The 26,497-nt window shown below is 43.4% G+C and carries 27 protein-coding genes and 2 pseudogenes; 21 read left to right on the top strand and 8 right to left on the bottom strand.

Annotation, left to right across the window (positions count from 1 at the left end; translation table 11 throughout):
- Nucleotides 1-47: 47 nt before the first annotated feature.
- Nucleotides 48-257 carry a cold-shock protein gene (locus CEX98_RS04705; RefSeq protein WP_010603820.1) on the top strand — a complete coding sequence of 70 codons (210 nt, stop codon included), beginning with the start codon at nucleotides 48-50 and terminating at the stop codon, nucleotides 255-257.
- Between the two features lie 153 nt (nucleotides 258-410).
- On the opposite strand, the gene CEX98_RS04700 is transcribed toward CEX98_RS04705, so the two are convergent.
- Nucleotides 411-854, bottom strand: a complete 444-nt coding sequence (locus CEX98_RS04700) for a hypothetical protein (protein WP_099640958.1) — start codon at nucleotides 852-854, stop codon at nucleotides 411-413.
- Nucleotides 855-1,032: 178 nt separating this feature from the next.
- Between CEX98_RS04700 and CEX98_RS04695 the strand changes: the two genes are divergently transcribed.
- Entirely contained in the window at nucleotides 1,033-1,374 is a 342-nt protein-coding gene (locus CEX98_RS04695) for a zinc ribbon domain-containing protein YjdM (protein WP_099640957.1), read from the top strand.
- Between the two features lie 19 nt (nucleotides 1,375-1,393).
- On the opposite strand, the gene CEX98_RS04690 is transcribed toward CEX98_RS04695, so the two are convergent.
- A complete protein-coding gene (locus CEX98_RS04690; protein WP_099640956.1) occupies nucleotides 1,394-1,552 on the bottom strand; it encodes a tyrosine-type recombinase/integrase in 159 nt (52 codons plus the stop codon).
- Nucleotides 1,553-1,926: 374 nt separating this feature from the next.
- On the opposite strand from CEX98_RS04690, the gene CEX98_RS04685 reads away from it, so the two are divergent.
- Entirely contained in the window at nucleotides 1,927-2,502 is a 576-nt protein-coding gene (locus tag CEX98_RS04685; RefSeq protein WP_242441626.1) for a Crp/Fnr family transcriptional regulator, read from the top strand.
- A 167-nt stretch (nucleotides 2,503-2,669) separates the two neighbouring features.
- Nucleotides 2,670-3,104, top strand: coding sequence for a hydrogenase (locus tag CEX98_RS04680; protein WP_099640954.1), 435 nt, complete (start codon nucleotides 2,670-2,672; stop codon nucleotides 3,102-3,104).
- A gap of 368 nt (nucleotides 3,105-3,472) precedes the next feature.
- On the opposite strand, the gene CEX98_RS04675 is transcribed toward CEX98_RS04680, so the two are convergent.
- Nucleotides 3,473-3,820 carry a RidA family protein gene (locus CEX98_RS04675; RefSeq protein ID WP_099640953.1) on the bottom strand — a complete coding sequence of 116 codons (348 nt, stop codon included), beginning with the start codon at nucleotides 3,818-3,820 and terminating at the stop codon, nucleotides 3,473-3,475.
- Between the two features lie 134 nt (nucleotides 3,821-3,954).
- On the opposite strand from CEX98_RS04675, the pseudogene CEX98_RS23585 reads away from it, so the two are divergent.
- Together CEX98_RS23585 and CEX98_RS23580 are read left to right on the top strand one after the other, a co-directional pair.
- Nucleotides 3,955-4,632 (top strand): annotated as a pseudogene (locus CEX98_RS23585) (methyl-accepting chemotaxis protein); the annotation flags it as partial.
- 12 nt (nucleotides 4,633-4,644) lie between these two features.
- Nucleotides 4,645-5,049, top strand: coding sequence for a CZB domain-containing protein (locus tag CEX98_RS23580; protein WP_431520153.1), 405 nt, complete (start codon nucleotides 4,645-4,647; stop codon nucleotides 5,047-5,049).
- Nucleotides 5,050-5,059: 10 nt separating this feature from the next.
- Here the strand turns inward: CEX98_RS23580 and CEX98_RS04665 are convergent, their stop codons facing one another.
- Together CEX98_RS04665 and CEX98_RS04660 are read right to left on the bottom strand one after the other, a co-directional pair.
- A complete protein-coding gene (locus tag CEX98_RS04665; RefSeq protein WP_099640951.1) occupies nucleotides 5,060-5,782 on the bottom strand; it encodes a substrate-binding periplasmic protein in 723 nt (240 codons plus the stop codon).
- 19 nt (nucleotides 5,783-5,801) lie between these two features.
- The gene (locus tag CEX98_RS04660) at nucleotides 5,802-6,542 is read right to left on the bottom strand and encodes a substrate-binding periplasmic protein (RefSeq protein ID WP_099640950.1); all 741 of its coding nucleotides are present in this window, start codon (nucleotides 6,540-6,542) and stop codon (nucleotides 5,802-5,804) included.
- Nucleotides 6,543-6,789: 247 nt separating this feature from the next.
- Between CEX98_RS04660 and CEX98_RS04655 the strand changes: the two genes are divergently transcribed.
- The 8 genes and pseudogenes from CEX98_RS04655 to CEX98_RS04620 form a co-directional block, all read left to right on the top strand.
- On the top strand, nucleotides 6,790-7,464 hold the full coding sequence (locus tag CEX98_RS04655; RefSeq protein WP_172439722.1) for a GntR family transcriptional regulator: 675 nt from the start codon (nucleotides 6,790-6,792) through the stop codon (nucleotides 7,462-7,464).
- Nucleotides 7,465-7,478: 14 nt separating this feature from the next.
- Nucleotides 7,479-8,357 carry a methylisocitrate lyase gene (prpB, locus tag CEX98_RS04650; protein WP_099640948.1) on the top strand — a complete coding sequence of 293 codons (879 nt, stop codon included), beginning with the start codon at nucleotides 7,479-7,481 and terminating at the stop codon, nucleotides 8,355-8,357.
- A gap of 77 nt (nucleotides 8,358-8,434) precedes the next feature.
- Complete coding sequence (gene prpC, locus CEX98_RS04645; RefSeq protein WP_099640947.1) at nucleotides 8,435-9,556, top strand: bifunctional 2-methylcitrate synthase/citrate synthase; 1,122 nt, start codon at nucleotides 8,435-8,437, stop codon at nucleotides 9,554-9,556.
- A gap of 74 nt (nucleotides 9,557-9,630) precedes the next feature.
- Complete coding sequence (acnD, locus tag CEX98_RS04640) at nucleotides 9,631-12,225, top strand: Fe/S-dependent 2-methylisocitrate dehydratase AcnD (protein WP_099640946.1); 2,595 nt, start codon at nucleotides 9,631-9,633, stop codon at nucleotides 12,223-12,225.
- Nucleotides 12,226-12,227: 2 nt separating this feature from the next.
- Nucleotides 12,228-13,403: a 2-methylaconitate cis-trans isomerase PrpF gene (gene prpF / locus CEX98_RS04635; RefSeq protein ID WP_099640945.1), complete on the top strand. Its 1,176-nt coding sequence runs from the start codon at nucleotides 12,228-12,230 to the stop codon at nucleotides 13,401-13,403.
- A 147-nt stretch (nucleotides 13,404-13,550) separates the two neighbouring features.
- A complete protein-coding gene (locus CEX98_RS04630; protein ID WP_242441625.1) occupies nucleotides 13,551-14,150 on the top strand; it encodes a LysE family translocator in 600 nt (199 codons plus the stop codon).
- A gap of 84 nt (nucleotides 14,151-14,234) precedes the next feature.
- A complete protein-coding gene (locus tag CEX98_RS04625; RefSeq protein ID WP_172439720.1) occupies nucleotides 14,235-14,840 on the top strand; it encodes a GNAT family N-acetyltransferase in 606 nt (201 codons plus the stop codon).
- Between the two features lie 24 nt (nucleotides 14,841-14,864).
- Nucleotides 14,865-15,128, top strand: a pseudogene (locus CEX98_RS04620) (2OG-Fe(II) oxygenase); the annotation flags it as partial.
- A 282-nt stretch (nucleotides 15,129-15,410) separates the two neighbouring features.
- Here CEX98_RS04620 and CEX98_RS04615 read toward each other — a convergent pair.
- The 3 genes from CEX98_RS04615 to CEX98_RS04605 form a co-directional block, all read right to left on the bottom strand.
- On the bottom strand, nucleotides 15,411-16,895 hold the full coding sequence (locus CEX98_RS04615) for a sensor histidine kinase (protein ID WP_242441624.1): 1,485 nt from the start codon (nucleotides 16,893-16,895) through the stop codon (nucleotides 15,411-15,413).
- Nucleotides 16,896-17,144: 249 nt separating this feature from the next.
- On the bottom strand, nucleotides 17,145-18,158 hold the full coding sequence (gene adhP / locus CEX98_RS04610) for an alcohol dehydrogenase AdhP (protein ID WP_099640943.1): 1,014 nt from the start codon (nucleotides 18,156-18,158) through the stop codon (nucleotides 17,145-17,147).
- Nucleotides 18,159-18,300: 142 nt separating this feature from the next.
- On the bottom strand, nucleotides 18,301-22,122 hold the full coding sequence (locus CEX98_RS04605) for a S8 family serine peptidase (RefSeq protein WP_099640942.1): 3,822 nt from the start codon (nucleotides 22,120-22,122) through the stop codon (nucleotides 18,301-18,303).
- A 310-nt stretch (nucleotides 22,123-22,432) separates the two neighbouring features.
- Between CEX98_RS04605 and CEX98_RS04600 the strand changes: the two genes are divergently transcribed.
- The 7 genes from CEX98_RS04600 (at nucleotide 22,433) to CEX98_RS04570 (ending at nucleotide 26,496) form a co-directional block, all read left to right on the top strand.
- Nucleotides 22,433-23,032, top strand: a complete 600-nt coding sequence (locus tag CEX98_RS04600; RefSeq protein WP_099640941.1) for a Crp/Fnr family transcriptional regulator — start codon at nucleotides 22,433-22,435, stop codon at nucleotides 23,030-23,032.
- Between the two features lie 71 nt (nucleotides 23,033-23,103).
- Complete coding sequence (locus tag CEX98_RS04595) at nucleotides 23,104-23,550, top strand: methyltransferase family protein (RefSeq protein WP_099640940.1); 447 nt, start codon at nucleotides 23,104-23,106, stop codon at nucleotides 23,548-23,550.
- A gap of 27 nt (nucleotides 23,551-23,577) precedes the next feature.
- Entirely contained in the window at nucleotides 23,578-23,736 is a 159-nt protein-coding gene (locus CEX98_RS04590; protein ID WP_099640939.1) for an I78 family peptidase inhibitor, read from the top strand.
- Between the two features lie 128 nt (nucleotides 23,737-23,864).
- Nucleotides 23,865-24,092 carry a hypothetical protein gene (locus CEX98_RS04585; RefSeq protein ID WP_242441623.1) on the top strand — a complete coding sequence of 76 codons (228 nt, stop codon included), beginning with the start codon at nucleotides 23,865-23,867 and terminating at the stop codon, nucleotides 24,090-24,092.
- A 20-nt stretch (nucleotides 24,093-24,112) separates the two neighbouring features.
- Nucleotides 24,113-24,316 (top strand): DUF1289 domain-containing protein, encoded by a 204-nt coding sequence (locus CEX98_RS04580; RefSeq protein WP_099640937.1) that lies wholly within the window; start codon nucleotides 24,113-24,115, stop codon nucleotides 24,314-24,316.
- Between the two features lie 200 nt (nucleotides 24,317-24,516).
- Nucleotides 24,517-25,767 carry an efflux RND transporter periplasmic adaptor subunit gene (locus tag CEX98_RS04575; protein ID WP_099640936.1) on the top strand — a complete coding sequence of 417 codons (1,251 nt, stop codon included), beginning with the start codon at nucleotides 24,517-24,519 and terminating at the stop codon, nucleotides 25,765-25,767.
- A gap of 12 nt (nucleotides 25,768-25,779) precedes the next feature.
- A complete protein-coding gene (locus CEX98_RS04570; RefSeq protein ID WP_099640935.1) occupies nucleotides 25,780-26,496 on the top strand; it encodes an ABC transporter ATP-binding protein in 717 nt (238 codons plus the stop codon).
- Nucleotide 26,497 lies beyond the last annotated feature (1 nt).

Genomic DNA, 26,497 nt, shown 5'->3' with positions numbered 1-26,497 from the left:
CATCAATGCTTAGCATTGGTTTTTGTTTTTATATCAGGATTAGTATTATGTCTAACACTCTTACAGGTACCGTTAAGTGGTTTAACGAGTCTAAAGGTTTTGGTTTCATCGCTCAAGAAAATGGCCCTGACGTGTTCGCACACTTCAGCGCAATCAAAGGTGACGGTTTCCGTACACTTGCTGAAGGCGAGAGAGTTGAGTTCACAGTAACTGACGGCCAGAAAGGTCCTCAAGCTGAGAACATCGTTAAGCTTTAATCGCTTAACTGATGAAGAAAAAGCAAGCCAAGGCTTGCTTTTTTTGTGCCTGAAATAGCGCATATTTTTTCGCTAAAATCTTGCTATTTGCTCTCTCAAATTGAGCAACCATTAAGGCAAATTGTTATAACGCGGCTAGACAGACTTAACCCCTCAAGTTGGTATAGTCTTTCTGTGTGCCTTAGCGAGATCCTCAAGCGTATTGATCGCCGAAGCATAAATCTCTCGCGATGTTTTATTGAGCCCGCCGCTGGCTGCTGAAATTTCAAATGTACGCTTCATATCATCAAGTAAATTGATCTTTTCGTGAGGGCTTTCATTCATTGATATCGGCGCGCCGATAGCCATCATCTGGCCTGAATCAATAAACCCTCCTTCGAATAGCTCTCTGGACATAGTTCGTGCTTCTGCCGCTGAAATGTTGTGAACGTTGTATTTAGAGGCAATATTTTGCCAATTATGTTCGGCATTGTTTGCGGTTTGGCTAATGGAGACTTGAGTGTCTTTCTGTACTGCTTCAGCCTCTTTTGGTTGATGCGGGCTATGGCTGCTATAAATTGTTGGTGATCCAACCCCCTGGGTTTGACTAACAAGCATAGGTAATCCTTTAAATGATGAAATGCAGATTAATAACTAAGCAATTGTCGTGCCGCAACATTTTGGGTAGTTGTTCTTAATTCAATAGCGAGTTAAAGAAGAATATAGAGGACGTTCCACTCATTTTTACAGTATCATATGCCCATGATACACATTCTTAAAAGTGATACGGTTAATTATGTCTTTACCTGCTTGCCCCAAGTGCAATTCTGAATATGTTTATCAAGATCAAAGTCAGTTAGTATGCCCTGAATGTGCTTACGAATGGGATCCAAACGCGACTGCTACCGAGGACGACATTCAAGTAAAAGATGCCAATGGCACACTACTAGCGGATGGCGATAAAGTCACTGTGATTAAAGACCTTAAGATTAAAGGCAGTTCACAAGTCATTAAGATTGGTACTAAGGCTGTGGTAAGGCGCGTGCTAGATAAAAAAGACCATGAGCTTGACTGCAAGGTTGATGGCGCTGGTGAAATGATGGTGACAGCGAAATTTGTTAAGAAAGCAAATACTTAAGTGGATAAGAGTTCAGAGGTTATGGCGTTTTAAAGTTGTAGCAGTGGGCTGAAGGAAGCCAAACTTTGTGTTGATCACATTGAGTATATCTTTCAGTTGGACGAATATTAATGTGACCGAAAAGCTTCTGAACAGCTCCGATGTCGGTTCCGTTGATTAATAGTTGTGTTGCAAACATGTGGCGGAAAGTATGAGCTTTAACTTGTTTTATGGTGAAACCGCGTGCAATCAAACTGCACAAGCTTTGATGCCCGCAGTTCAAAACCTAATTGGAAAAATTGTTCAGAATGAGAATTTTTCAAAACTAGTGAAAGGTGTCTAACAAACAAATTATGGCGTGCGCTAAGGCGCACTGGGGTGCTAACACTCTGGTGACATTACAATTTTCGCCTGAGTGTTTACGCCCCATATTTGGGCGTTGGTAAATACTATTTGGCTTGTCTATTTCTATGGATGCTTTAGCTGTCGGTCAAGTATTAGATTTAAAAATAGAGTCTGTTTATTGGCGGAGAAAACCAAAAAAATTATAATCCTATGAAATACTTCAGAAAAATGATTGAACAATATATTCCTGTCCATGATGATGAGTGGGCTAGTGCTTGCGGAATATTTAGCATCAAATATGTTAAAAAAGGAACAATGGTACATCATGCAGGTGAAGTGTTTAGTGAGATCTGGTTTATTAAAAGTGGTTTAGCGAGATCATATTTTAGTGATATGAATGGTAAAGAGCATACTTGGCAGCTTTATTTCCGCGGAAAAAGTAAACATGGTTTGAACCACTTTATGGATGATAGTGTGAGCTTTTACGAAAAAACAGGGTCGATGCTAAACTTTGAAATTCTTGAAGATTCGGTTTTTTATGTCGCATCGCTAGAAGCGCTGGATAAGTTTATATCACAAGACAAAAAATGGGAGATACTAGCGAGAATATGGATACATAGCACTTATTATGCTGCAACATATAAACGCGTCCTTTCCCTTATGTCTGAGACTGCTGCGCAAAGATATGATCGTTTACTTGACGAATACCCTTTCATATTTAAGCAAGTTAAATCCTATCATATAGCCTCTTACCTTAGTGTAGCTCCCCAAACATTGAGTAAATTAAAAAATGAATCTAGGTGAATGAATTTTGATATTTGGTTGTTTACCATAAGTTTTTTATAGGGAATAACAATGGATATCATGCAAAAATTTAACTGTCAGAACGACCAAAACCCTCCACTTTCTACTGGTAACGTCCGAAAGATAAATCGCGTTACTGAGCCTAGCGTTAAGCATAGAGAGGGAATATGATGATAGCACTTACATCGCTGGGCGCAGAGCTCATCTTTATTGGCATTGCCTTTTTCCTTGTCGGTTTGGTACAAGGTGCACTGATACCAACGATGAAAAACTCTAGGATGGCGCTTTCTGGTCACTTAACTGCTGTTCAGTGTGGTATGGCTCTGGCTATCTTTGGTGTTATTTGGTCTTTGGTTGAGCTGCCTTTATTATTTGAAGCTGCCGTGGCTTATGGTTCGGTATTGGGGTTCATACTTATATGGCTGGGAATAACAGTAGCGTCTGCAACGGGGGCAAGTAAAGCGCTGCCAGTCGCAGGTGCTGGATTTTCAGCAAACATTACAGCCGAATTAACTGTTAGAGTTATGGTAGGTACTGGGTCGCTACTATCACTAGTCGCCTGTACAGGGCTGGTTTTCGGATTATTGCCAATACTTGATTAGTTGCCGACAAAACCATTAAACCGACTTTATTTCATCTCGTTTTTTGAGCTCGAACCAAACATCAGTTAGGCTCAAAAAGCGCTGCAACCTGGGATCTCAGAAATTAGGCTGGTCACCAGCTCTGGCGGACCAAGAGTATGTCCTGTACAAAAAGCACTTATACCAACTGAATTAATTCTCTAATCAATTTGAAGGATGAAATGGCATATTAGCGTCGTTAAAAATTTCTTCTTTAGAATAACTTAATAACCTGAGCTTCGGACAATTAATGCCTTTCTAGCAGCCAGCTTTTGCGCTAACTGTGTTGAATTCACTTCAAATAGCTCATTTACTTAATACATTTGGTGTTACTCATTAAGCTTTTTAGACTAGATTTCTGCAGCCACAACCGAAATTTCAACAAGCAATGCATCACGAGCCATACTTGCTTCTACACAAGCGCGAGCTGGTGCATAACCTTCAGGCACCCAGGCATCCCATACCTCATTCATTGCTGCAAAATACTTCATATCTTGAATATAAATTGTTGCAGAAAGAATATGTTTTCGGTCACTACCAGCTTGAATAAGTAGCTCATCGACTTTTTCAAGCATGGTTTCAGTTTGTTCTTTAATACCTTGCTCGGCGTCTTTGCACACTTGGCCGCAAAGATAAATTGTACCGTTATGCTTTACTATTCGGCTCATTCTCGGTTTAGTATCAATTCGTTCAATCATTGTATCTTCCTTTTAATTCGTTACTCAGTTTTAATAGCTAAATGTTATCCCTTTTCAAAGATATGGGCTACTCTTTATACGGATAGTCTAACCCACACAATAATCTCTGTTGGCCTCTTTTTTAGGAGTGTTGGATGTTCTTCAAAAAGGATAACTCAGCACAGTTACGTGCTGAATTGGATAGTGTTAAAAGTGATAACGCTACGCTTCAAGCGCGTTTGGATGATGTAGAACAGCGATTGCATACTGCTTATGAAGAAGCCGCTGAGGTTGCAAAAGCAGTTGAAATTGAGCGAACGATAGTACAAAACTTTTTCTTATCTTTAGATATGCTTGATGCGGTAAGGCATGATGTCGCTAATTCGGCTGATCTGCTAAAAGGCGAAGAAACGCGGCTTTCGGGTAGTTTAAAGGACTTCCAGGGAATAAGCGAAGGGCTAACAAATTGCGTGCAAGTCTTGTGCGGCTTAACAGAACAATCAGCACGTTTAAACACGTCATTTGAGCAATTATCGCAATCGGCATCAGAAATTAATTCATTTGTTTCACAAGTACAGAGCATTGCTGAACAAACCAACCTACTGGCGTTAAATGCGGCAATTGAAGCTGCAAGGGCTGGTGAGCAAGGGCGTGGGTTTGCCGTAGTCGCTGATGAGGTACGAACACTAGCTGGTCGTTCATCAGAAGCGGCTGAGAAAATCTCTAGTTTAACCAACATGACAACGCAACACACCGATAATGCATTCGAACACGTTAAGCAAAGCACGGAAGAAACACAGGTTGTTTCTAATACTGCTACTGACATCAATGAGTCTGTTGGTACAATGGCCTCAACCTCAAAAATGATGGCCGATGTGATATCAGCAGCCAGTATGAGTACATTTGTACAAACCGTGAAGCTGGATCATTTAGTTTGGAAAGTAAACATCTATAAAGCGATCCGAGAAGGCAAAGAAGGAGACGAAAGCAAATTTGCTGATCATCATCATTGTCGCTTGGGTCGATGGTATTACGAAGGAGAAGGCAAAGCGGATTTCTCTAATTTCAGCGATTATAAACGTCTAGAAGCGCCCCATGCAAAAGTACATGAATCTGGCATTGCAGCGCTGCGTGCGAGTGCTCGCGGTGATAAAGAGACGCTCATCACGATGCTAGCAAACATGGAAAGTGCCAGTATGGAAGTGTTTGACTGTTTAAATGGTTTAGACAGCAAAATGAGAACCCATTAAGCAAAGGAAGTTACAGCTCTAAAACACGCCGATAAGCTTGCGTTTTACTAACCGTTTCGAATGCCTTTCGGAGTTTTTCAACGATTGCTAGAGGGAGTTGGTTGTTGGTGGCCAAATATCCCTCCACAGAAAGCTGTTTTACGTCGTAGAGAAAAACAAAATGGTCACTGGGTAAATTAAGCTCTGTAGCCATTGCCGTAAGATAGCGCGGGTCATCAATGACCAGATCAACACGGTTAGCAACGAGTAATTCATATGACTTTTCAATGTCACTGGTTTGTATAAAGTTAAAACCTAAAGCTTTCAATGTACCTGCTGCAATATCTCCTCGTTGTACCGCTATTTTGTACTTTTTTGCATCCTCAAGGGAGCGAACTTTAATGTCTTCACGGTAGTTATTGGTGACAAAGCCAAGATGAAATACGGCCACGGGACCAATCCAATGGAAGCGTTGCTCTCTTTCTGGGGTCCTTGCCATGCTATAGATTAAGGTATTGTTGCCATGCTCTGCCAATTTATAAGCCCGTGCCCACGGGTAAATAGCAAATTCGGCTTCGAGCTCTGCTAGCTTTAAAATGGCTTTAACGAGATCAGTACTTGAGCCTGAAACTTGATGATTTTCAATAGTTTGATTTGGTGGAGATAGCTCAGTAACAACTTGCAGTTTTGCCTTTGTAGACGGTGACCACAGCATGAAAATAGCTAAAAATAGGGGGACTACAGCAGCATACATTAGCAAAAAGCTCCACACTTTACTGGGTTATTCTATATTTAGCATAGATGGCTTTAATTTTCCCGCCATTAATCATTAGTCTCAGGGCACTATTTATTTCTTTCCGTAACTCAATCAATTTAGGCTGTAAACGCATTTGAACAGGTAATCGGCTTATTTCTAAACAAGTTTTAAAAGACTGATAATTTGGATGTTGTGAAATGTAGTAGTCTGCGGTTACTGAGCCAATTAAGATATAGTCTAAACGCTTATGTTCAAGTTGAGCCAACAGCTCTTTCTCTGAGATATTTTCATAGATTAGCATTTTATCTTTGCCAAAGTGCATTTCAAAGTCGTTGTATCGATAGCCTCTAACTTTTCCTACAAGCGTGCCGTAAAATTGTTCTGGCTGATGCTTTCCCACACACCGGTCTTGATATCCTAACAAGACCTCAGAAGAAAAAGCATAATCAATGCTGTAGATCCCATGTACTTCAGCATCCACTCGCCATGTTTTGCTAATCCCGGGCTCTATGTCTACTTTACCTTGATCAAAATAGCGCTGTCCTCTGGCAACAGAAAGAGGCACAAATTCAAATCGGTGAGAGGTGAGTTTGGCTAATTCTTGAAAGATGTCGACAAAAATCCCAGTGGGTTTTCCGTTCTCTTCGAAGTAATAAGGCGGGTTCGCACCATGATAAACCAGTATGGAATATGTTTTCGCTTCAGCAAAATTGGCAGACAGTAGCAATATGAATAGCAAAGATTTGTAACGCCACATCCGCAAACTTCATGAATATAAATGAATACCTTTATATTATGCCTGATTTATAACCAGTGCAATGACTCTCCAATTTTTTATCATCGAATCGCAATTAAATCAGTTAATGAATACCTTTGAAGTATAAATTCCATGAATAGTGTCTATAGTGAAAATTGTCGACAATTTAGCGTTGGTGATGTTGACGCGGACGTAAAGCAACACTATATTGTCTACAACTTAATGAACTAATGTTGACTAACTAATGATGAGCTTTTTTGACGAGCAAGCAGTTACATCTTCTGATAAAGCATTCTTTCGCATGCGAAAGGAGATTGTTGAGGGTGATATAGCGGCAGGGTCTAAGCTTAGTGAAATGGAATTGTCGACAAAATACGAAGTCAGCAGAGCTGTAGTCCGTGAGGCAATAAACCGTTTGGAGTCATGTCATCTGGTTGAGCGTAAAGCCAATGTTGGTGCTCGAGTCGTTACACTAACACCTGAAGGGCTGATGGAGCTTTATCAGATCCGTGAAGCACTAGAAGGCATGGCGGCAAGGCTGGCAGCACAGCATATGACTGAGGCTGAAATTCAAGACTTAGAAGTGCTCCTGTCGAGTCAATTCGATGAAGTCAAAAATCAGCATTCTTACTACCAAGAAGCGGGTGATCTCGACTTTCACTACCGCATCATTCTTGGCAGTAAAAACGCGAGTCTTATCTCTATGCTGGTCAATGGATTATATCACTTAGTGCGCATGTATCGCGTACAGTTAGGGATGGCTGGACCCCGTGTTACCACGGCATTTGACGAGCATAAGCACATTGTTCGTGCGATCAGTCACCGTGACCCAGAACTCGCAGAAATACTGATGCGTCGACATATTCAATATTCTAAAAATAATATCGCAGCCAAGTTAGCAAGTAATCAATCACACTTTTAAGAGAGAACATCATCATGAGTGCAGGAAAAAAATTTCGCGAAGCATTAAAAGCCAATAAACCGCTTCAAATCGTCGGTACTATCAATGCGTATAGCGCAATGATGGCAAAAAAAATCGGTCACCAAGCTATTTATCTTTCAGGTGGTGGCGTTGCTAACGCATCGTATGGTCTACCTGACTTAGGAATGACATCTCTAAATGATGTAATTGCCGATGTAAGTCGCATTACTTCGGCTTGTGATCTACCTTTAATGGTCGACATTGATACTGGTTGGGGTGGTGCATTTAATATTGCAAAAACCATTCGAGATATGGAAAAAGCAGGTGCCGCAGCGGTACATATGGAAGACCAAGTTGCGCAAAAGCGCTGTGGCCATCGTCCAAATAAAGAAATCGTGTCGACCGACGAAATGGTAGATCGTATCAAAGCGGCAGTTGATGCGCGCACCGATCCTGACTTTTTCATTATGGCGAGAACGGATTCGTTTGCGCAAGAAGGGTTAGAAGCGGCAATTGAGCGTGCAAAAGCCTATGTAGCGGCAGGCGCAGATGGCATCTTCGCAGAGGCGGTACAAACAGAAGAACACTATCGCGCATTCAGTGAAGCACTTGATGTGCCCATCCTCGCGAATATCACCGAGTTTGGTAAAACAGAACTTTGGAACAAAGCTGAGCTGGGTGAGTGGGGCGTAGATATGGTGCTCTATCCATTAAGTGCGTTCAGAGCAATGAACAAAGCGGCGGAGCTGGTATATCAATCTATCTTAGAAAACGGTGATCAGAAAGCGGTACTCGATACCATGCAAACCCGTATGGATTTGTACGATTACCTTGGTTATCACGATTATGAGCAAAAGCTCGATGCCCTCTTCGCCGAAGGTAAAAATAAGTAAAAAATTAAAGCTGTTGGGATTGCCCAGCAGCACAAAATATCAATACCCAGCAGGTAAAAAATTCAGGAGACAATAATATGGCTAAAGTACTAAGTGGCGCAGGCCTTCGCGGTCAAGTAGCAGGAAAAACAGCACTATCAACAGTAGGTAAGTCGGGCTCAGGTTTGACTTATCGTGGTTACGATGTAAAGGATCTAGCTGAAAATTGTCAGTTTGAAGAGGTTGCTCACCTTATCCTTAAAGGTAACTTACCAAATCAAGCTGAACTAGACGCTTATAAAAGCGAACTAAAAGCAATGCGCGGTTTGCCGCAGGCGTTAAAAGAAGTATTAGAACGTATTCCTGCTGATGCACACCCAATGGATGTATTACGTACGGGTTGTTCAATGCTTGGCAACCTTGAAGGTGAAGCCAGCTTTGATGAGCAAGGTAAAGTAACCGATCGCATGCTAGCAAGTTTCCCAAGCATTATTTGTTACTGGTATCGCTTTAGCCATGATGGCGTTCGTATCGATGTGGAGACGGATGACGACTCAATCGGTGCACACTTCTTACACTTATTGCACGGCGAAAAACCAAGTGAGCTACATGAGCGTGTGATGCACGTATCACTTATCCTTTATGCAGAGCACGAATTTAACGCATCAACCTTTACAGCTCGTGTGTGTGCTTCAACGCTTTCTGATATGCATTCTTGTATTACTGGTGCGATTGGTTCTCTACGTGGCCCGCTTCACGGTGGTGCAAACGAAGCGGCAATGGAAATGATTGAGCGCTTTGAATCTGCTGATCACGCAGAGCAAGAAATGATGGGCATGCTAGAGCGTAAAGAAAAGATCATGGGCTTTGGCCACGCTATCTACTCAGATTCGGATCCTCGTAACGAAATCATCAAGCGTTGGTCTGAAAAACTAGCGGAAGATGTTGGCGACACAGTACTTTACCCTGTATCTGTACGCTGTGAGGAAGTGATGTGGCGCGAGAAAAAACTATTCTGTAATGCCGACTTTTTCCACGCATCAGCATATAACTTCATGAAAATTCCAACTAAATTGTTTACACCAATTTTTGTAATGTCACGTTTAACGGGTTGGGCTGCACACGTTATGGAGCAGCGTGCAGATAACCGCATTATTCGTCCATCGGCTGAATATACTGGTGAGGAGCTACGTCCAGTTCCTGCTATTTCTGAGCGTTAATCGAACATTACTCGAGTCTATTCTGGCGGTCGCCATGGCCGCCTGTTCTCCGTCACAGATTGTTGGAAGTTGTTATGAATACTCAATTCCGTAAACGTTTGCCTGATTCTGGGCTTTGCTATTACGATACAAAAGAAGCGGTAGAAGCCATCAAACCAGGTAGCTACGAGACTTTACCTTATACCTCGCGTGTGCTTGCTGAAAACTTAGTACGCCGCGCTGAGCCTGAAAAACTTAATGATTATCTTGAACAAATTATCGAGCGCCGTCGCGATTTAGACTTTCCGTGGTTTCCTGCTCGCGTGGTTTGCCATGATATTTTGGGTCAAACAGCACTAGTCGACCTTGCCGGCCTGCGTGATGCCATCGCTGAAAAAGGTGGCGATCCGGCTAAAGTTAACCCAGTCGTTCCCACTCAGCTGATTGTCGATCACAGTTTGGCTGTGGAGCATGCTGGGTATGAAGAAAATGCATTTGAGAAAAACCGCGCGATTGAAGACCGTCGTAACGACGACCGTTTTCATTTTATCAACTGGACTAAAACGGCATTCAAAAACGTTGATGTGATCCCGCCGGGCAACGGTATTTTGCACCAAATCAACTTAGAAAAAATGTCACCGGTTATTCAAGCGCGCGACGGTGTTGCCTTCCCTGATACACTTGTTGGCACCGACAGCCACACGCCACACGTAGATGCACTCGGTGTTATTGCCGTTGGTGTAGGTGGCCTTGAAGCGGAAAGCGTGATGCTTGGTCGTGCGTCTTACATGCGACTGCCGGATATTGTGGGTGTTGAGATCATTGGCAAACGTCAACCGGGGATCACCGCAACGGATATCGTACTGGCGATCACTGAGTTCTTGCGTAAAGAACGTGTAGTTTCTAGCTACTTAGAATTCTTTGGTGAAGGTACGCAGGACCTTAATTTAGGTGACCGTGCGACAATTTCAAACATGACCCCAGAGTATGGTGCAACTGCGGCCATGTTCTATATCGATGAGCAAACCATTGATTATTTGAAGCTCACAGGCCGTGACGACGAGCAAATAAAGCTGGTGGAAAAATACGCGAAGCTAACAGGGCTTTGGGCTGATTCTTTACAAAACGTACAGTACGAGCGTGTACTTAAGTTCGATTTGTCTACGGTGACTCGTAATATTGCAGGTCCTTCAAATCCGCATCGTCGCGTTGCAACTAACGACCTTGCCAATCAAGGTATTGTTAAAGAGATTGAAGCGCCAAAAGATGGTTTAATGCCAGATGGCGCGGTGATCATCGCTGCTATCACTAGCTGCACTAACACCAGTAACCCACGCAACGTAGTTGCCGCAGGCTTACTGGCGCGTAATGCTAATAAACTAGGCCTTGCTCGTAAACCTTGGGTGAAAACGTCTTTTGCTCCGGGGTCAAAAGCAGTGCGTTCTTATATGGAAGAAGCAAAGCTCTTACCTGAGCTTGAACAGCTCGGTTTTGGTGTCGTTGCCTTTGCTTGTACGACTTGTAATGGCATGAGTGGCGCACTTGATCCAAAAATCCAACAAGAAGTGATTGACCGCGATTTGTATTCAACGGCAGTGTTATCGGGTAACCGTAACTTTGACGGTCGTATTCACCCCTATGCAAAACAAGCCTTCTTAGCTTCACCACCGCTAGTTGTGGCTTATGCAATTGCAGGCACTGTGCGCTTTGATATTGAAAATGGCGTTCTAGGTCGCGACCAAGAAGGTAATCCGGTAACGCTAAAAGACATTTGGCCAAGCGATGAAGAAATCGATGCGGTGATCAAAGAAAGTGTAAAACCAGAGCAGTTCCGCGCCGTTTATGAGCCAATGTTTGACCTCACCGTAGACTATGGTGAAGACAATGATCCGCTTTATCAGTGGCGTCCAATGAGTACCTATATTCGTCGCCCTCCTTATTGGGAAGGGGCACTGGCGAGTGAGCGCACCATGAAAGGTATGCGTCCATTAGCGATTTTAGGCGATAACATCACCACTGACCATTTGTCGCCATCGAATGCGATTTTGGCAAGTAGTGCAGCCGGCGAATATTTAGCAAAAATGGGCCTACCTGAAGAAGATTTTAACTCATACGCTACACACCGAGGTGATCACTTAACGGCACAGCGTGCGACATTCGCCAACCCTAAACTATTAAACGAAATGGTGGTTGAAAACGGCGAAGTGGTACAGGGTTCACTGGCGCGTGTTGAGCCTGAAGGCAAAGTCACCAGAATGTGGGAAGCCATCGAAGCCTACATGGAGCGTAAACAACCGCTGATCATCGTTGCCGGTGCCGATTACGGCCAAGGTTCATCTCGTGATTGGGCTGCAAAAGGTGTTCGATTAGCTGGAGTTGAAGTTATCGCAGCGGAAGGGTTTGAGCGTATTCACCGTACCAACTTAATCGGTATGGGTGTACTACCGCTTGAATTTAAAGCGGGTACAACCCGTAAAACGCTTGAACTCGATGGCACAGAAACCTACGACGTTGAAGGGGAGCCGGCTCCAGGCGCCACATTAACACTGGTGGTTAATCGTCAAAGTGGTGAACGTGTAGAGGTCCCAGTGACTTGTCGATTAGATACTTTTGAAGAAGTGTCTATTTACTCTGCAGGTGGTGTATTGCAGCGCTTCGCTCAAGACTTCCTCGAAGCGGAAGGCGTATAACCATGGGTCAGTTTAAGCCTCAAATTAAAATTCCCGCCACTTATATGCGTGGCGGCACCTCAAAAGGGGTATTCTTTAATTTAGCGGATTTACCAGAGTGTGCGCAGCAACCGGGTGAAGCGCGAGATAATTTACTGTTACGTGTGATTGGCAGCCCAGATCCCTATGGCAAACATACCGATGGCATGGGGGGAGCAACTTCAAGCACCAGTAAAACCGTGATCTTAAGTAAAAGCGATAAAACCGACCATGACGTGGATTACTTGTTTGGTCAGGTTGCTATCGACAAGCCATTTATTGATTGGAGCGGAAACTGCGGCAACTTAACAGCTGCCGTGGGGGCATTTGCAATTAGTAATGGCCTAGTTGACGCCGATAAAGTACCAGAAAACGGCATCGCCGTAGTTAAAATCTGGCAGGCGAATATTAGCAAAACTATAGTGGCGCATATTCCTATCAGCAATGGAGAAGTACAAGAGACGGGCGACTTTGAACTGGATGGCGTAACTTTCCCTGCAGCAGAAGTGGTGGTTGAGTTTATGGATCCAAGCGATCCGGATGTTGATATGTTTCCATCGGGCAATCTTGTCGATACGTTAACTGTGCCTGATGAAGGCACCTTTGAAGTGACTATGATTAGTGCCGGGATCCCAACGCTTTTCTTCCGTGCCGCCGATTTAGGCTATGAAGGTACAGAATTGCAAGAAGCGATTAATGGGGACTCAGCTGCACTAGAGCGATTTGAAAAGATTCGTGCTTATGGCGCAGTTAAAATGGGTTTAATAGGTCATATTGACGAAGCGAAAGTTCGCCAACATACCCCAAAAATAGCCTTCGTTTCACCTGCTAAATCTTATGCAGCATCGAGCGGTAAAGCGGTGGAAGCCAATACCATCGACCTAAACGTTCGCGCGTTATCTATGGGTAAGTTACACCATGCGATGATGGGCACGGCTGCTGTGGCGATAGCAACTGCAGCAGCAATTCCTGGCACCTTAGTTAACGAAGCTGCAGGTGGCGGTAATCTTAATTCTGTGACCTTCGGACATCCGTCAGGCACCTTAAAGGTTGGCGCTGAAGCGCTACAAGAGTCAGGTCGCTGGCAAGCTAAAAAAGCCATTATGAGCCGCAGCGCTCGGGTGCTAATGGAAGGCTTTGTTCGCGTCCCTGAGGCGTAGTTCCATACTAAATTAAAGGCTCTGTTCCCAGGAGCCTTATTTTCAAGATAAGAAAACTCCCGAGTTGTTGCTTGGTCGTGAAGGTGTGCCTGTCATTGGGTTTCATCTTTGGTATCACCATGCAGACTTGTAAATCATAAGGACGATATGATGTTTGAAGCTTTACTTTCGGTAGCGGTTACAACCGCGGTGTTACTTGGCTCTCCCGGACCTGCGCCGCTTGCACTTGCGGCAGCTGGCGCCAGTCAGGGAGTGAAAAAAGGTTTGCCGTTCTTAGCTGGTATTTTGGCGGGGTTGTTAGTAGCAGTGATCTGTGCGGCTACGGGAGTGGCTGGATTGCTGGTAAGTCAGCCTCAGGTGACGCTCGTGCTAAAGTGGCTTGCAGCCGCCTACTTAATTTACGTTGCCTATAAAATTGCAGCAAACAACTCGGCGCTTGGTAATGCTGGCGCACAGCTACCTAGCTTTAAAGATGGGTTTATTCTTAACCTCCTTAACCCCAAAGCCTACGCAGCTTGCATCGCTATTTTTGCGACTGCTTCTGTGCCTGCAGGCTCAAATCTAGTTGCTACCTTGCTTGCCGCCAGTGTGTGCCATGTGGTGGCGATAGTGGTCGACACTATGTGGCTAGCATTAGGTGGTGTGATATTTAAAACGCTTAAAGATGAGACCATACTTAAACGGATCCGAATTGGTTTTGCGTTGACTTTAGTTATGCTTGTTCTTTACGGTTTATTTGTCGTTTAAATATTATGAGTGCTCACTGACATAGCTTTTAGACTTGAATAGGTGTAATAATCTGAGTTACCCGTTAGTCATTCAGAAAAGACAATGATTGCCCCACCAGATGAAGATAACGTCCCGATAAGTGATATTCGTGTTGAATTTTCGGACTCGGCGTTTGCTCTGAGAACGTTAAGAGCAGGAGAATATAACCGGTTAGAGCGTCTGTTTTCGCTCAGGTATGGTGATGAGTATGATGCTCAAGAATTATTGAAGTTGCGACAACAAAGAGTGCTAGGACCTTTTTTACAAGCAGCTGAAGATAAATCAAAGGACTGCATTTGTGTGCGACAAACTCAAACACGCGAAATGCTTGGTATGATCTTAGTTACTGTCGATGACTCAGCGGCCAAAAAAGTGCTGGTAGAAGAGAGTTGGTTTATTCACGATACCCTGTTCGACAAGGTGTTTTGTTTATTCGTGACAGAGTACTTGAATACGCTAGGATTCGCTTTGATTGAGTTTAGAGTCGACGAACGTAATGAGTTAGTACGCCGGTTGGTTGAGCAACTTGGTGCGCACTTTGATGGTATATTACGTCGTCAAGGTGTTTATCGGAACGAGTGCTTTAACCTTGCTGTTTACTCTATCTCTCAAGAAGAGTGGCAGTGTGTTGTTCCTCTGTATTCTATTTACAAAGCATTACCGCAATAATAATGAAGCTCAAAGTGTGCATTTATGGAAAGTAAACTAAAGTATTTTCGCTGGCAACTTGGCAGGCAACAGTCGGGTTATCAAAAAATGTTACTAGCAACCGCGATGTGGCCAGTTAAGTTTGATATGTATTTACTGAAGTTTCCGACGGGATGCGAAGTACCACCACACACCGATAAAGTCGCTTCAGGGAAACATTTCAGGTTAAATATTGTTTTAAAGCGGGCGAAGTCAGGCGGTGAATTTAAGTGTAAAGATCCGCTTTATAGCAGCAGTCGCATCAAACTTTTGAACCTGAACTCGGGATAAGAAGTTAGTTAATTCACTAAAATACCTAAGTTCAAAAGCGTAATATCACTCTAGCCAGAAGTTATTTCTTAATACAAGGCAAATTTGTGCGTCAATAGCTGGCCTATTGCAAGCAAATTTAACGCAGTAGTAAGGAATAACAGCTGCTAGAGAACAAGTTGTTATCTCGTGTTCAGGTTTTGATAAATCAGAGCATTCCGTTTCTAAAGTAGAAGCTGGTACTCGAGTGTTGTTAAGTATTGGCTGGGTCCGTTAGCGCGACTAGCTTGGTAACTTAATAATGATAGATGTTCCTGAACTTGGCTCGGTTTCACACTCAATTACACCATTAAAATACTGCGTGACGATAGCGAGCGCAACGCTTAGTCCCAAACCTAAGCCTTTTTGTGTGCGATTACCGACCACGAAGGGGTCAAATACTTTATCTTTGATTTCATATGGAATACCGCCGCCGTTGTCGGTAACGGTTATGGTATATCCAGATGTTGTAGCTTGAGCCGATATAATTACGCACGGACTTTGCACTGAGTTATCTGCAAAGGCATGATAAAACGCGTTTTCTATTACAGGCTGTAAAACCTGCTGCAACAACCTTTCGGGTGCCGTAATAGCAAGTGCTTCGGGAATAGCTAAGGTGATATCAATATGTGGGTGTTGATCGGCAAGTTCACGCACACAGTGTGCGATCAGCGGTTGTAAGTAAATAGGCTTCACTTCTCCTTCAAACCCAGTATTGGTGATAATTTTGAGCTGGTCGATAATACCGGTGATCCGCTCGGTACTATTAACGACAAGCTTGGCACAGCTTTCAATATTTTCTATCGAATGCAATAAAGCGGACTTGGCGATTTCATTTTTATTTACCTTTTGTCTTACTCCTTCGACAAGCAATAGTTGGTTACTGGAAGCGGTCATGGCGACGCCAATTGGCGTGTTAATCTCATGGGCAAGCCCTGGGATCAATCGAACCAGCGTTGCTGATTTTTCAGCATTGATGAGGTGCTTTTGGGTTTCGCTGAGCTCATTAATTGCATCATTGAGCGCTTTGTTTTTATCTATTAATGCTTCGGTTTGGCTTTTAACTTCTGTATTTAGGTAATCAATGATGCTTTTACGGATAGCCGAGCGAGCGTTATACAGCGCGATTAGGCTAAGCAATAGCAAGATAAAGCAGACAAATGCTGCAAGGTAATAATATTTTACTTTCTTGTTACTTACCGCGAGGCGCTCACTAAAGTGTTTTTCTCTATGGGCTAAAAACGCATTAATATGCGTCATGATTTGTACTTTACTTTGCAGATAAGCTTCGCTGTATAAAATGTCGAGTGCCTGTCTATTTTTCCCTGCTGCGACAAGCGCAAATGCTTCACGCTCAAGCAAAACCAGTTTTTCACTTTTATTCTCTGCATTTTTTAGCATAGTGAGTTCAGATTCGGATATGCCGTTTTCTAGCAGTAGCGTGAGTAATGCTTTTGCTGCTTCCTTTTCAAAAGGGGCCTTACCTTCTTTGACCAGCAACATGTCCCAATACACGCGGTGTAAATGTTTAGGGCGAGGGGAAGTGCCATTTCGGATCGTTAAGATTTCATCGAAAAACTGCTTGAATTTATAGTTACCGGTTGCGGCGTAGGCCCGTGCCATCATGGTAAGTTGATCTGAACTGAGTCTTAGTTCTTGAGATAAGCGAATAAGATTAAAGTTTTTCTCTATTTCCTGTTCCTGTGCTTCTTTATTAATGAATGCCAAAAAGGTAAACAAGACGGAGAAAAAAACAGCAACATCGATAGCGCTGAGATGTGATAAAAGTACCTGAAGCTGAAAGAGTGGCTTGGATGAAGTATGTATTTATCACGGTCTGTCATCAATTGTGCAAGGGCTGAGTTTTGATACTCAAAGTATAGTGTATGATTTTATCTTTTCTAATTTTCCAATAAGTTAGAGGGCAGCCAAAAGTTGAGAATAAGGTAAAACTTTTGGCTGCTAATGGCGTAAAGCCTAGTCGAATGTGAGTACAATTCTGCCGTTAATTTCGTTATTGAGCATATCGTCAAATATATCGTTGATTTGCTCAAGAGGCTTGGTTTCAATGATGGCCTTTACCTTTCCCTCTGCTGCAAACTGCAAGCATTCGGTGAGATCCTGACGGGTACCAACAATACTCCCTACAACGCTAATCCCTTTGAGCACGGTATCAAAAATAGGAATGGGCATTTCTTCTGGTGGTAAACCAACTAGTACGCAAGTACCGCCACGCTTCACACTGTTAAACGAAGTGGTAAAGGCAGGTTTTGAGACCGCGGTGCAAACCACGGCTTGGACGCCCCCTAGCTTATTTTGCATCAACTCTGCGGGATCGTGGTGTTTAAAGTCGATACATAAATCGGCGCCAAGATCTTTTGCTAACGCTAATTTTGATTCGCCAGTGTCAACCGCAACCACATTCAGCCCCATGGCTTTGGCGTATTGAACAGCTAAATGGCCCAGTCCGCCCACACCGATAATAGCAACCCACTCGCCAGGTTTGGCTTTTGAGACTTTTAATGCTTTATAGGTGGTGACGCCAGCGCAAAATAGGGGAGCTGCATCGACAAAGGATAACCCTTCTGGAATTTTTACCACATAGTTAGCATCCGCTTTACAGTACTGCGCATAACCACCATCAACTGAATAGCCGCTATTTAATTGCTCTGGGCATAGATTTTCGTCACCTTTTAAACAGTGTTCACAATGGCCGCAGGCGCTATGTAGCCAAGGTACACCAACTCTGTCACCAACTGCCAGATGTTTAATATCATCAGCTTTTGCGATAACCGTACCGACGCCTTCATGTCCAGGCACCAGTGGTAGTTTAGGTTTTACAGGCCAGTCACCGTGACACGCGTGTAAATCAGTATGGCATACGCCACAGGCGGCTATTTCAACGATTATTGCACCTTGAGATAGCTTAGGTTGTTCAATTTCTTGAATTTCTAGTGGTTGCTTAAATTTATGCACTAACGCTGCTTTCATCTTTTTGCTCCTTGATTGGGTTGATAGTAGCTTAGCAGTTCGAGTTAAATGCAATTTGATCGGGAACAAACAATATGGTGGGAGTAAAAAAATGGCGAGCACACGCCCGCCATTACATTACTTAATTTTCAAAAGTGAGTGGTTACTTTCTTCTACGTAACAGGGCCAAAGGCGCTGCCAATAGTAACCAAAATAGAGAACCACTAGATGATTTTGATGGTTCTGGTTCTGGTTCTGGTTCTGGTTCTGGCTCTGGGGTTGTAGTGTCATCGACATTATTGACAGATACCATAACCTTGGCCGGTTCAGACTCCAGTCCCGCGTTGTCAGTTGCTTTAACCGTAAGTTCAATTGATGTTAGCCCTGACTCATAGTCAAGTAGGCTACTATCAGCAACAACAATATTACCTTCTGCCGTGACCGATACGGCTTCTGAAGAAGACTCTACCACGCTAAATGCGCCAGCAGGATTTGAGAATGTAGCCTCAATTTTACCAATGACAGTATCATTTGCCGTGTTTTCATCGACACTGAATGTTTGCTCAGCCGCGATAACAGGCACTGGTTGTTCAATTGGCTCATCCATTAAGTTAGTCACCGTGACAACAATCTCTGAAGCCTCAGAAATGTTACTTGAAGTATCAACCGCGACAACCTCAATTGTTACGCTTTCAAGTCCCGAGTCAAAGTCTAGTTGCTCGCTCATCGCGACCTTCACTTGACCTGAAGAGTCGACCGTAACTGCGCTACTTGATGAGCTTAACACGATGAATTCAGATACAGGGCTTGCAAGTGTTGAAGCATATTCAACAGCAACTTGTCCGAGAACTGTCCCTGAAGCCGTATTTTCCTCTACACTAAAAGTTTGATCAGCGGGGATCATTGGAGGTGTGTCTGCATCTTGTTCTGGGGAAGCTACAAGCGGCTTAGCACCATTGCTTGACAACATCATAAAGTCATCGCCGGAGTATTGCAGTATCGCCGACTCACCTGGTTCCAGCTTAGTAACCTCATTGCCAGCATCATCGACTAGGATAGCTAAACCTTCGGCTTGAGTTTTCATTACTTCCATTGCAGGTGCTTTAATCATAAAGCTATCTACCATTACTTCATCAAGTGAATTTGAAGGAATTGGTGTCCAAGTTTCTTCTTCGGTACGGAAGCGAACTCTGGCTTCTACACCCATAGCAACCTGCTCGGCGGTCAAGCCCATGGCTGCAGCACAACTCGTCATGGTGACAAAGTTGTTACCCGAAGCGAAGTTAATGTTTGTAATGAAGCCGCTTCCAGAGCCATACCCATGGGTAAATGAAATGGCACTTCCTGATAAGTAGTTACCAAACCACTCTAATTTACCGTTTTGTACCGTGATGTCGTAGTTACCATCCGGCATCGTGCCACCTTCGGCTGGTAAATCAAAGTCAGCCATAAAGCCACCTTGATAGGTGTGAATAATTGGTGAACTGGTTACCATAGTAGTGAAGAGCATATAACCTGTTTCACAGACGGTAGTTGGAACTGAGATGGTCTCAATTGAGGTGCCAATTAGATCTAATCGCTCACTGTCTCCAGCTTCATCTTTTGCAACGGTTGGCGTAAAGAAAGGCTCTAGGGTAGCAGCACCAGTATTTGTAAGTATCTGTCTGGCGCCTTTTTCGTCAACTACTGGCGTCACCTCTGCGCTTGCCGCAGCTTTAGGTAATACATGATATACAAGGTGGAACGCCTTATCTCCGCCCGACATAAAGTTGAGCGAGCCATCAAGCTCTAATGTAGTCAGGTCATCCGTGGCATTCAAAAATGCCATATTAGCAGCAGTTAGTGTCCACTCAGGTAATTTGGATGGGTCAATGGTTGCAGTCACATCAAATGAGATAGTTTGCCCTGCAGGTACAGTAATAGACTCTGGGAAAGTCATTGAAAGCGCACCGCGTTCGATATCATCAGCAAAGCGCTGTGTGTAGGATAAGGTGTAAGTTTGGGCTTGATTTGAGAAGTTCTTAACTTTCACTTTTTTAGTGAGCGTTGAAGTTTCTGAAAGCGACACTAAGCCAAAAGATAATGCAGCTTGCATCGTATCTTCCGCCCAAGCGGCGACTGGAAGGTTTGCCGCTTTTTCAACGTCAACTAGCCCTGAGCCAATATAGCTAATTGGTGCTAGTGCGGCATCGGGGTTCTGTGAACGAGGCTCAACGGTGACATCTAGGTTTGCGGTGTTCATGAGTGTTGCTTTTAGCTCGAAGCCGTTGCGGTTTGGTAGTGCCTCTTTTAGCATACTCATTGCGCCAGCGGTGATAGGCCCCGAGAATGAGGTACCACTTGCTGGAGTTAAGCCATCACCAAGACCTGGGTGAGCAGTCATAATACTAACGCCCGGTGCCGTGATTTCTGGCTTTAATCGGCCACTCATAGATGGGCCACGGGAAGTGAACGACGCTATCATGCCTTCTTTGAGAATAACTGTAGAGCTAACACTGTAAGCCACAGTATTCCCTGCTAACAATTGCTCTTTTAGCGCCTTACCTTGCTCGTAACTTATCCCGACAGTTGGGATTTCAATACCTGGGGCACTGCCGCCTGGCTCAGTTGGACCGCCGCCTTCAACGTTGTTAGCGATCATTACCAATTTTGCTCCACGAGCCTGAGCATTTAGCACTTTGTCGGTAAAATTACACCCGCCACGGTCTACTATTACCGCTTTTCCAGTAAAATCGACTTCATCAGCAAATGCTTCACAGGCAACAGATGTTGCTTCTCCATTGCCATTTTTTTCGGTTTCTACAAAGACCAATGGGGTGGTGTCACTACTGAACTCAAACTCTTCAAAACCGTCAGGATTAAAACTCGCTGATCCCAGTTCGGTCGTTTCACCCAGCATGGTCGCGACTATATGCTGACCTTTTAAAACCGAGTGCTCCATTGCCCCAACGGAAAGCGCGTTGTCAGTGGTACTTGGACCACCAACAATGAACGGAGTTGGGCCATCATTACCAGCGGAAATAACAACATTTGTGCCTATACTAACTGCTTTATCTATCAGTTCTTGCACGGCACCTGCACGGTTGTCACCAAATACCCCGCCTAAAGACATGTTAACAACGTCTACACGGTCCGAAATATCATCATCACCATTCGGGTCCATCGCTGACTCTAGTGCTTGTAATTGAGCTAAACCTGGGCAGCTATCATTATCACAGACTGAATAAACAAATAACTCTACATTTGGTGCGATCCCCGTTACTGAATGAGAAACGTGTGTACCATGGTTAGTACCAGCATCAATCGGATCGGGATCATTATTGATGAAGTCATATCCCCCGAGAACTGCGCCTTGTGGCCAAGCTGGTGTATCGGCTGGATTACTTGCAGCCGCTTCATAAGCTTCAACCGTTCCGGTGCCACCAAAAGCTTTATGGGTATAGTCAATGCCTGTGTCTAATACCGCAACGCGAACACCTTCACCTGTTGCTTCACCTGACGTAACCAAAGGTGTTGCTTTGATATAGTCTGCGCTATCAGCAACATGTGGCTTGTAATCAAATACTGGGAGTACGGAATGAACCTGCGAATTGCTTAATAGCTTATTAACCTCTGATTCGGCACCTTTAACCACGAGCGCATTTGCTAACTTAGAGGTTTTTGCTAGGACCTCCAACTGATTGTGTGAGGAAGCGATTGCCGCTTCGACAGTTTGCTGAGTTTGGAGGATGCTCGCTTGGGCTTTTTGAGGGGAAATACCAGCTAAGTTTTGCTCTACAATCGATGGGGTTGTTAACTTAATCAACCATGTAGTTACATCTGTTGTGGCTTTTTTGTTCTTTTTGTTTTTTAAATCAGAGTATTCATTATTGATAGAAGGTTTGTTTTCAAAATTGTATTGTTCGTATGTGGCGGCGGAAGCGCCAGTTGCCGAAATTGCTGAATATATGGCAATTGTAAGTGCTGACTTTCTCAAGGTTAACATCGATCTTCCTCATGTTGATTGTTATATTTATGTTTATTTTTTTGCTTAACTAATGAACGGATTTAATCAAATATAGTGTTATTGTTTTTATATTTCCAATAGTTTTGTTGTCAAAAATGAAACTTTTATGGCTTTTGTTTTTAGTTTGTTAATTTTAAAGGTGTTTTTAAAACGTGTTACTGCGAGCTAAATTGAAACGACGCTTGCGAAACTTCCTAATACAGGGATATTGTAAGATGCATAAAGATCTATATGCTCAAGCTACAGCCTAAAGCGAAGCGAAAATTTAAATTGAAAAGCACTTACACTCATGTCCAAGTCAAGTAACAAAAATTATCAAAAATGGTTAAGCGTATATGGGCGGTTAGTTGACTTCTCACTTGAGGATTGGCTACTTGTGGCTCCGTATATAGAAATCCGTCATATCACAGCCGATACCATACTATTCGCGCAAGGTGAGAAAATCTCCGGTGTGTACTTCTTATTAGCGGGATATGGACGCTATTTCTATCTAGATGAACAGGGTAATGAACGGAATAAATCTCTGCTACAAAAGGGCGGGGCATTCTCGTGTTTATCTTGTTACCTTGAAGATCAGCCAAGTCCATTTTCAACGCAAGCGCTGACAGACTGTGTTGTTGCCGAAATTCGCTATGCTGACTTAATCACTGTATCTGAGCAGAACCTCAACTGGGGGCGGTTTATACGCAAAATTTATGAACAACTGGTGCTTAAAAAAGAGAAACGGGAAGCGGCGTTACTACAGTTAAGTGCGAAGGAAAGGTACTTACGCTTTATCCAAGAAAATCAAGCGTTAAGCCGCTCGGTTGCTTTGCGTCATATCGCGATGTACCTCGGGATCACCGATGTATCGCTGTCGAGAATTAGAAAGGAGCTTGGCTTAACATAGGTTAAGGCGGGGCAACAAAATTCGAACTACCTTATCTCTACACTTTTGTCCTAAAGATAAGGAATAACATCATGCAAAAGCTACTGCCTCCTATTTTATTGTTTTTATTTGTCATATTGATGCCAGTGGTGTGTTGGTTGACTGCTGCATCACATTTTATTTATTACCCTTTCAATCTGTTAGGGCTAGTACCGATTGCTTTGGGGCTTGCACTGGCCAAGTCGGGTAGCAAGTTATTCGCAAAGGAAGAAACCAATATTATGACTTTCAATAAGCCTGATAAATTAGTGGACGATGGAGTATTTCGATATACCCGAAACCCTATGTACCTAGGCTTTGTCATTGCATTACTAGGCTATGCTGTATTAGTCGGTGGTGCACTCGTATCATTTTTGTTTGTGATTACTTTTTTACTTATTGCCGACAGATGGTACATTCGGTTTGAAGAAAAGATGATGGAACAAACTTTTGGAGATGCCTATTTACGCTATCGAGGTAGAGTGCGTCGTTGGCTTTAAACTTCCAGCATAAATGAGGATAAAACGGTGCAAAACATTGATTATTCAAAACCCCTACAAACAATTGTTGGTAAAGTGGTTAGAGTGTACCAATCTGGAGATATGCTTACCCAAGATCATCAACCTAAGCGACTCAATATTGAATTAAACGACGCGCAACAGGTCGTACGTATGTGGTGGGGATAGCCCCACCCAGTTTGTATATAGATTGATGAAGATGGTGTGTTTCGTCCAATAAAATGACTATAGGTATTAAGATGTATATTGGCCTAGTTAAGCTATTTTTTGTTTTAGCCACGTTCACGAGCTTAGCTGTGCACGCCGTTAGCTACGACGAAATAACAGATATTGATGCGCTGGCGGCGTATTTTGATGAGCCTACTTTTGAAAAACACTTTTTAGAGGAAGGCATGGAATTTATTTGGTTTTATTTTAAGGATATTGACCATTCCTTTTTGATTAATACAGAGACAGGAGAGGTTTGCCATCATTTTGAGGGCAAAAAGAGAGAGTCCTGTTTTCCGGCAAGTTATTTTGAGTAAATCCATTTAAAGGAGCTACGATGTCACACTCAAGTTGTAACTTAGTCCAATCCCCTTGCATCAGAAAGTGTTGTTTGGACGATAAAGATGTGTGCTTAGGTTGCTTTAGAACGTTGGACGAAATCACCAGTTGGACAAGTTACAGCGAAGATGAAAAGCTTGAAGTCTTGGCGTACTGCACGAGGCGCAAACAGCAACATGCTCAGAAATATAATAGGAACTGACGTTTCACTCATAACCAAGTAGAAATCACATAGCTTTTGTTTCGCTTTCGAAACAGTGATGAAGTTGTTAGTGTCTCAATTTCGATACAAACTTTATCGATTACCTTTATAATTTTATGATATTCCATTGATTTTAATATAAAAAATATTTGGCCTGAAATTTGATTCATTATCTGTATTCTCAAAGTGGAGTACAGAGTATGGATATAAAACTGGCGAAAACAAAGCGCATGCCGCTTAAGAAGCTCGCATTGCTTGTTATTGTGCTATTGGTGATTGGTTTGGTGTTTTTTGCCAAAGCATATACCCAAAGTGCATCAAACGTGGTTTTCCAAGAAGAGTTAATAGTTGCTAACGTCCAACAGGGCGAGTTCGAGCTCAGTGTTAAGGGGCTTGGCAGTCTTGCATTGGAAAAACGCCATTTGGTTACCAGTAGTAGTGGCGGAAAAGTAGTTGAAGTGTTGGTTAAACCGGGTGAAATGGTCACTCAAGGTACGCTACTTGCCCAGCTTGAAAACCCATCACTGCGCGAAGCGCTCATTCAAAAACATAGCCAACTTACCAAAACTTCAGCACAACATGAAGCCGAACTTGCAGAGTTAAAGGCCAAAGTGCAAGAGGCCAAGACTGCTCATCATGATGCTTTGCTCGCTTATAAAGCCGACAAAATTCAGTGGCAGGCGCAAAAAACCTTAATAGAAAAGGGCAATAGCACTATCTCTATGCTTGATCATCAGCGCAGCGAATTTGCGATGCAGCGTAGTAAAAAGCAAGTGGAGTTACAGCAAGCTAGGGTTGCCACTCAGCAAGAAGTGCAACAGGCTAAAGCCAAGGCGCAGCTGGCTGAACAAGCAAGTCTGCAATCTGAAATTAAGCTACTTCAAGAGAATATCGCAGCGCTTGATGTGCGCTCGCCAATCACTGGACAAATTCAGGATATGCTGATTGAAGTGGGCATGCAATTGTCTAATACTAGCTCGGTTGCAGAGGTGGCAGATCCGCGTTTGCTGGTTGCTAAGATCAACATCGCAGAACTAGATGCGCCCCATGTACAAGTTGGGCAGTCGGCGACTATCGATACTTACACTTCGCGTTTTAACGCCATCGTAAAACGCGTTTCCCCAAAAGTCACCAATAGCCAAGTCGAAGTAGAGCTGAGCATTGAAGGCACTTTGCCAAGAGAAGCCAGAGATAAACTCAACATTGAAGGGGTTATTGTAACGAGCCATAAGCCCGAGGCGATATTCGTCGCAATACCAGCCAATGCTGTTGCAAATAATCAAGCGAGCGTGTTTGTTGTTGATGAACATCTCGCCACGAAAAAAACGGTTAAATTTGGTCAGCGTTCGGTAAACTACATCGAAGTGCTTGAAGGACTTAATAAAAATCAAACTATCATTATTTCCGATATGGAAAAGTATACTCAAGATAGCCAAGTGCTAGTGCGTTAACAGGACATCATTATGAACTCAGTCATTCAACTTAATAATATCGAAAAGCGGTTTCAGACGGACGAAATTGCAACTCAAGCGCTAGACGGCATCAATCTCCTAGTAGAGCCCGGCGAGTTTGTGGCTATCACGGGACCTTCAGGGTGCGGCAAGTCAACGTTACTGTCAATTTTGGGCTTGATTGATGAGCCAAGTAACGGCGAGTACTTTATTAGTGGTAACCCAGCATTTAATTTAAACTCGGACGAGCGTGCTCATATTCGCGCTAATCATATCGGTTTTATTTTTCAGGCTTTTAATCTTATCAGTGATTTAAACGTGCTGGAAAATGTCATGCTACCGCTGACTTATATCGGCGGCATTAGCCAAAAAGAAATGGAGCAAAAAGCCAAAGACGCATTGGCGATGGTGGGATTAGAAAATCGCATCAATCATTTTCCTTCTCAGCTTTCAGGTGGTCAGCAGCAGCGCGCTGCAGTGGCAAGAGCCTTGATTAACTCCCCAGATCTCATCCTCGCCGACGAGCCGACCGGTAACTTGGACTCAAATAATGCGCAGCAAGTGCTAGGGTTATTAAGCGAGCTTCATGCTGCTGGTAAAACGATTTGTATGGTAACGCATGATATTGAATCTACGACTTATGCTAGCCGTGTTATCTCTATGCTAGATGGCACAATTTTAAGAGACAAAAAGCAGCTTGAGCACGCAAGCAAAGTCGTTGGAGCTTAGT

It is taken from the genome of Pseudoalteromonas piscicida (genome assembly GCF_002744175.1).
In the GTDB taxonomy this organism is placed as follows: domain Bacteria; phylum Pseudomonadota; class Gammaproteobacteria; order Enterobacterales; family Alteromonadaceae; genus Pseudoalteromonas; species Pseudoalteromonas piscicida_B.
Note: the sequence above shows the minus strand (reverse complement) of the source record. Positions and strands in the feature narration are given on the sequence as shown.

Excerpts from the sequence above, each read along its gene's own strand:
- CEX98_RS04570 (WP_099640935.1), top strand. The coding sequence starts at position 25,780 with ATGAACTCAGTCATTCAACTTAATAATATCGAAAAGCGGTTTCAGACG.
- prpF (WP_099640945.1), top strand. The coding sequence starts at position 12,228 with ATGGGTCAGTTTAAGCCTCAAATTAAAATTCCCGCCACTTATATGCGT.
- prpC (WP_099640947.1), top strand. The coding sequence starts at position 8,435 with ATGGCTAAAGTACTAAGTGGCGCAGGCCTTCGCGGTCAAGTAGCAGGA.
- CEX98_RS04705 (WP_010603820.1), top strand. The coding sequence starts at position 48 with ATGTCTAACACTCTTACAGGTACCGTTAAGTGGTTTAACGAGTCTAAA.
- adhP (WP_099640943.1), bottom strand. The coding sequence starts at position 18,158 with ATGAAAGCAGCGTTAGTGCATAAATTTAAGCAACCACTAGAAATTCAA.
- CEX98_RS04605 (WP_099640942.1), bottom strand. The coding sequence starts at position 22,122 with ATGTTAACCTTGAGAAAGTCAGCACTTACAATTGCCATATATTCAGCA.
- prpB (WP_099640948.1), top strand. The coding sequence starts at position 7,479 with ATGAGTGCAGGAAAAAAATTTCGCGAAGCATTAAAAGCCAATAAACCG.
- CEX98_RS04675 (WP_099640953.1), bottom strand. The coding sequence starts at position 3,820 with ATGATTGAACGAATTGATACTAAACCGAGAATGAGCCGAATAGTAAAG.
- CEX98_RS04695 (WP_099640957.1), top strand. The coding sequence starts at position 1,033 with ATGTCTTTACCTGCTTGCCCCAAGTGCAATTCTGAATATGTTTATCAA.
- CEX98_RS04660 (WP_099640950.1), bottom strand. The coding sequence starts at position 6,542 with ATGTGGCGTTACAAATCTTTGCTATTCATATTGCTACTGTCTGCCAAT.
- CEX98_RS04655 (WP_172439722.1), top strand. The coding sequence starts at position 6,790 with ATGAGCTTTTTTGACGAGCAAGCAGTTACATCTTCTGATAAAGCATTC.
- CEX98_RS23580 (WP_431520153.1), top strand. The coding sequence starts at position 4,645 with ATGGCCTCAACCTCAAAAATGATGGCCGATGTGATATCAGCAGCCAGT.
- CEX98_RS04575 (WP_099640936.1), top strand. The coding sequence starts at position 24,517 with ATGGATATAAAACTGGCGAAAACAAAGCGCATGCCGCTTAAGAAGCTC.
- CEX98_RS04580 (WP_099640937.1), top strand. The coding sequence starts at position 24,113 with ATGTCACACTCAAGTTGTAACTTAGTCCAATCCCCTTGCATCAGAAAG.
- CEX98_RS04625 (WP_172439720.1), top strand. The coding sequence starts at position 14,235 with ATGATTGCCCCACCAGATGAAGATAACGTCCCGATAAGTGATATTCGT.
- CEX98_RS04680 (WP_099640954.1), top strand. The coding sequence starts at position 2,670 with ATGATGATAGCACTTACATCGCTGGGCGCAGAGCTCATCTTTATTGGC.
- CEX98_RS04595 (WP_099640940.1), top strand. The coding sequence starts at position 23,104 with ATGCAAAAGCTACTGCCTCCTATTTTATTGTTTTTATTTGTCATATTG.
- CEX98_RS04600 (WP_099640941.1), top strand. The coding sequence starts at position 22,433 with ATGTCCAAGTCAAGTAACAAAAATTATCAAAAATGGTTAAGCGTATAT.
- acnD (WP_099640946.1), top strand. The coding sequence starts at position 9,631 with ATGAATACTCAATTCCGTAAACGTTTGCCTGATTCTGGGCTTTGCTAT.
- CEX98_RS04665 (WP_099640951.1), bottom strand. The coding sequence starts at position 5,782 with ATGTATGCTGCTGTAGTCCCCCTATTTTTAGCTATTTTCATGCTGTGG.
- CEX98_RS04690 (WP_099640956.1), bottom strand. The coding sequence starts at position 1,552 with ATGTTTGCAACACAACTATTAATCAACGGAACCGACATCGGAGCTGTT.
- CEX98_RS04630 (WP_242441625.1), top strand. The coding sequence starts at position 13,551 with ATGATGTTTGAAGCTTTACTTTCGGTAGCGGTTACAACCGCGGTGTTA.
- CEX98_RS04685 (WP_242441626.1), top strand. The coding sequence starts at position 1,927 with ATGATTGAACAATATATTCCTGTCCATGATGATGAGTGGGCTAGTGCT.
- CEX98_RS04700 (WP_099640958.1), bottom strand. The coding sequence starts at position 854 with ATGCTTGTTAGTCAAACCCAGGGGGTTGGATCACCAACAATTTATAGC.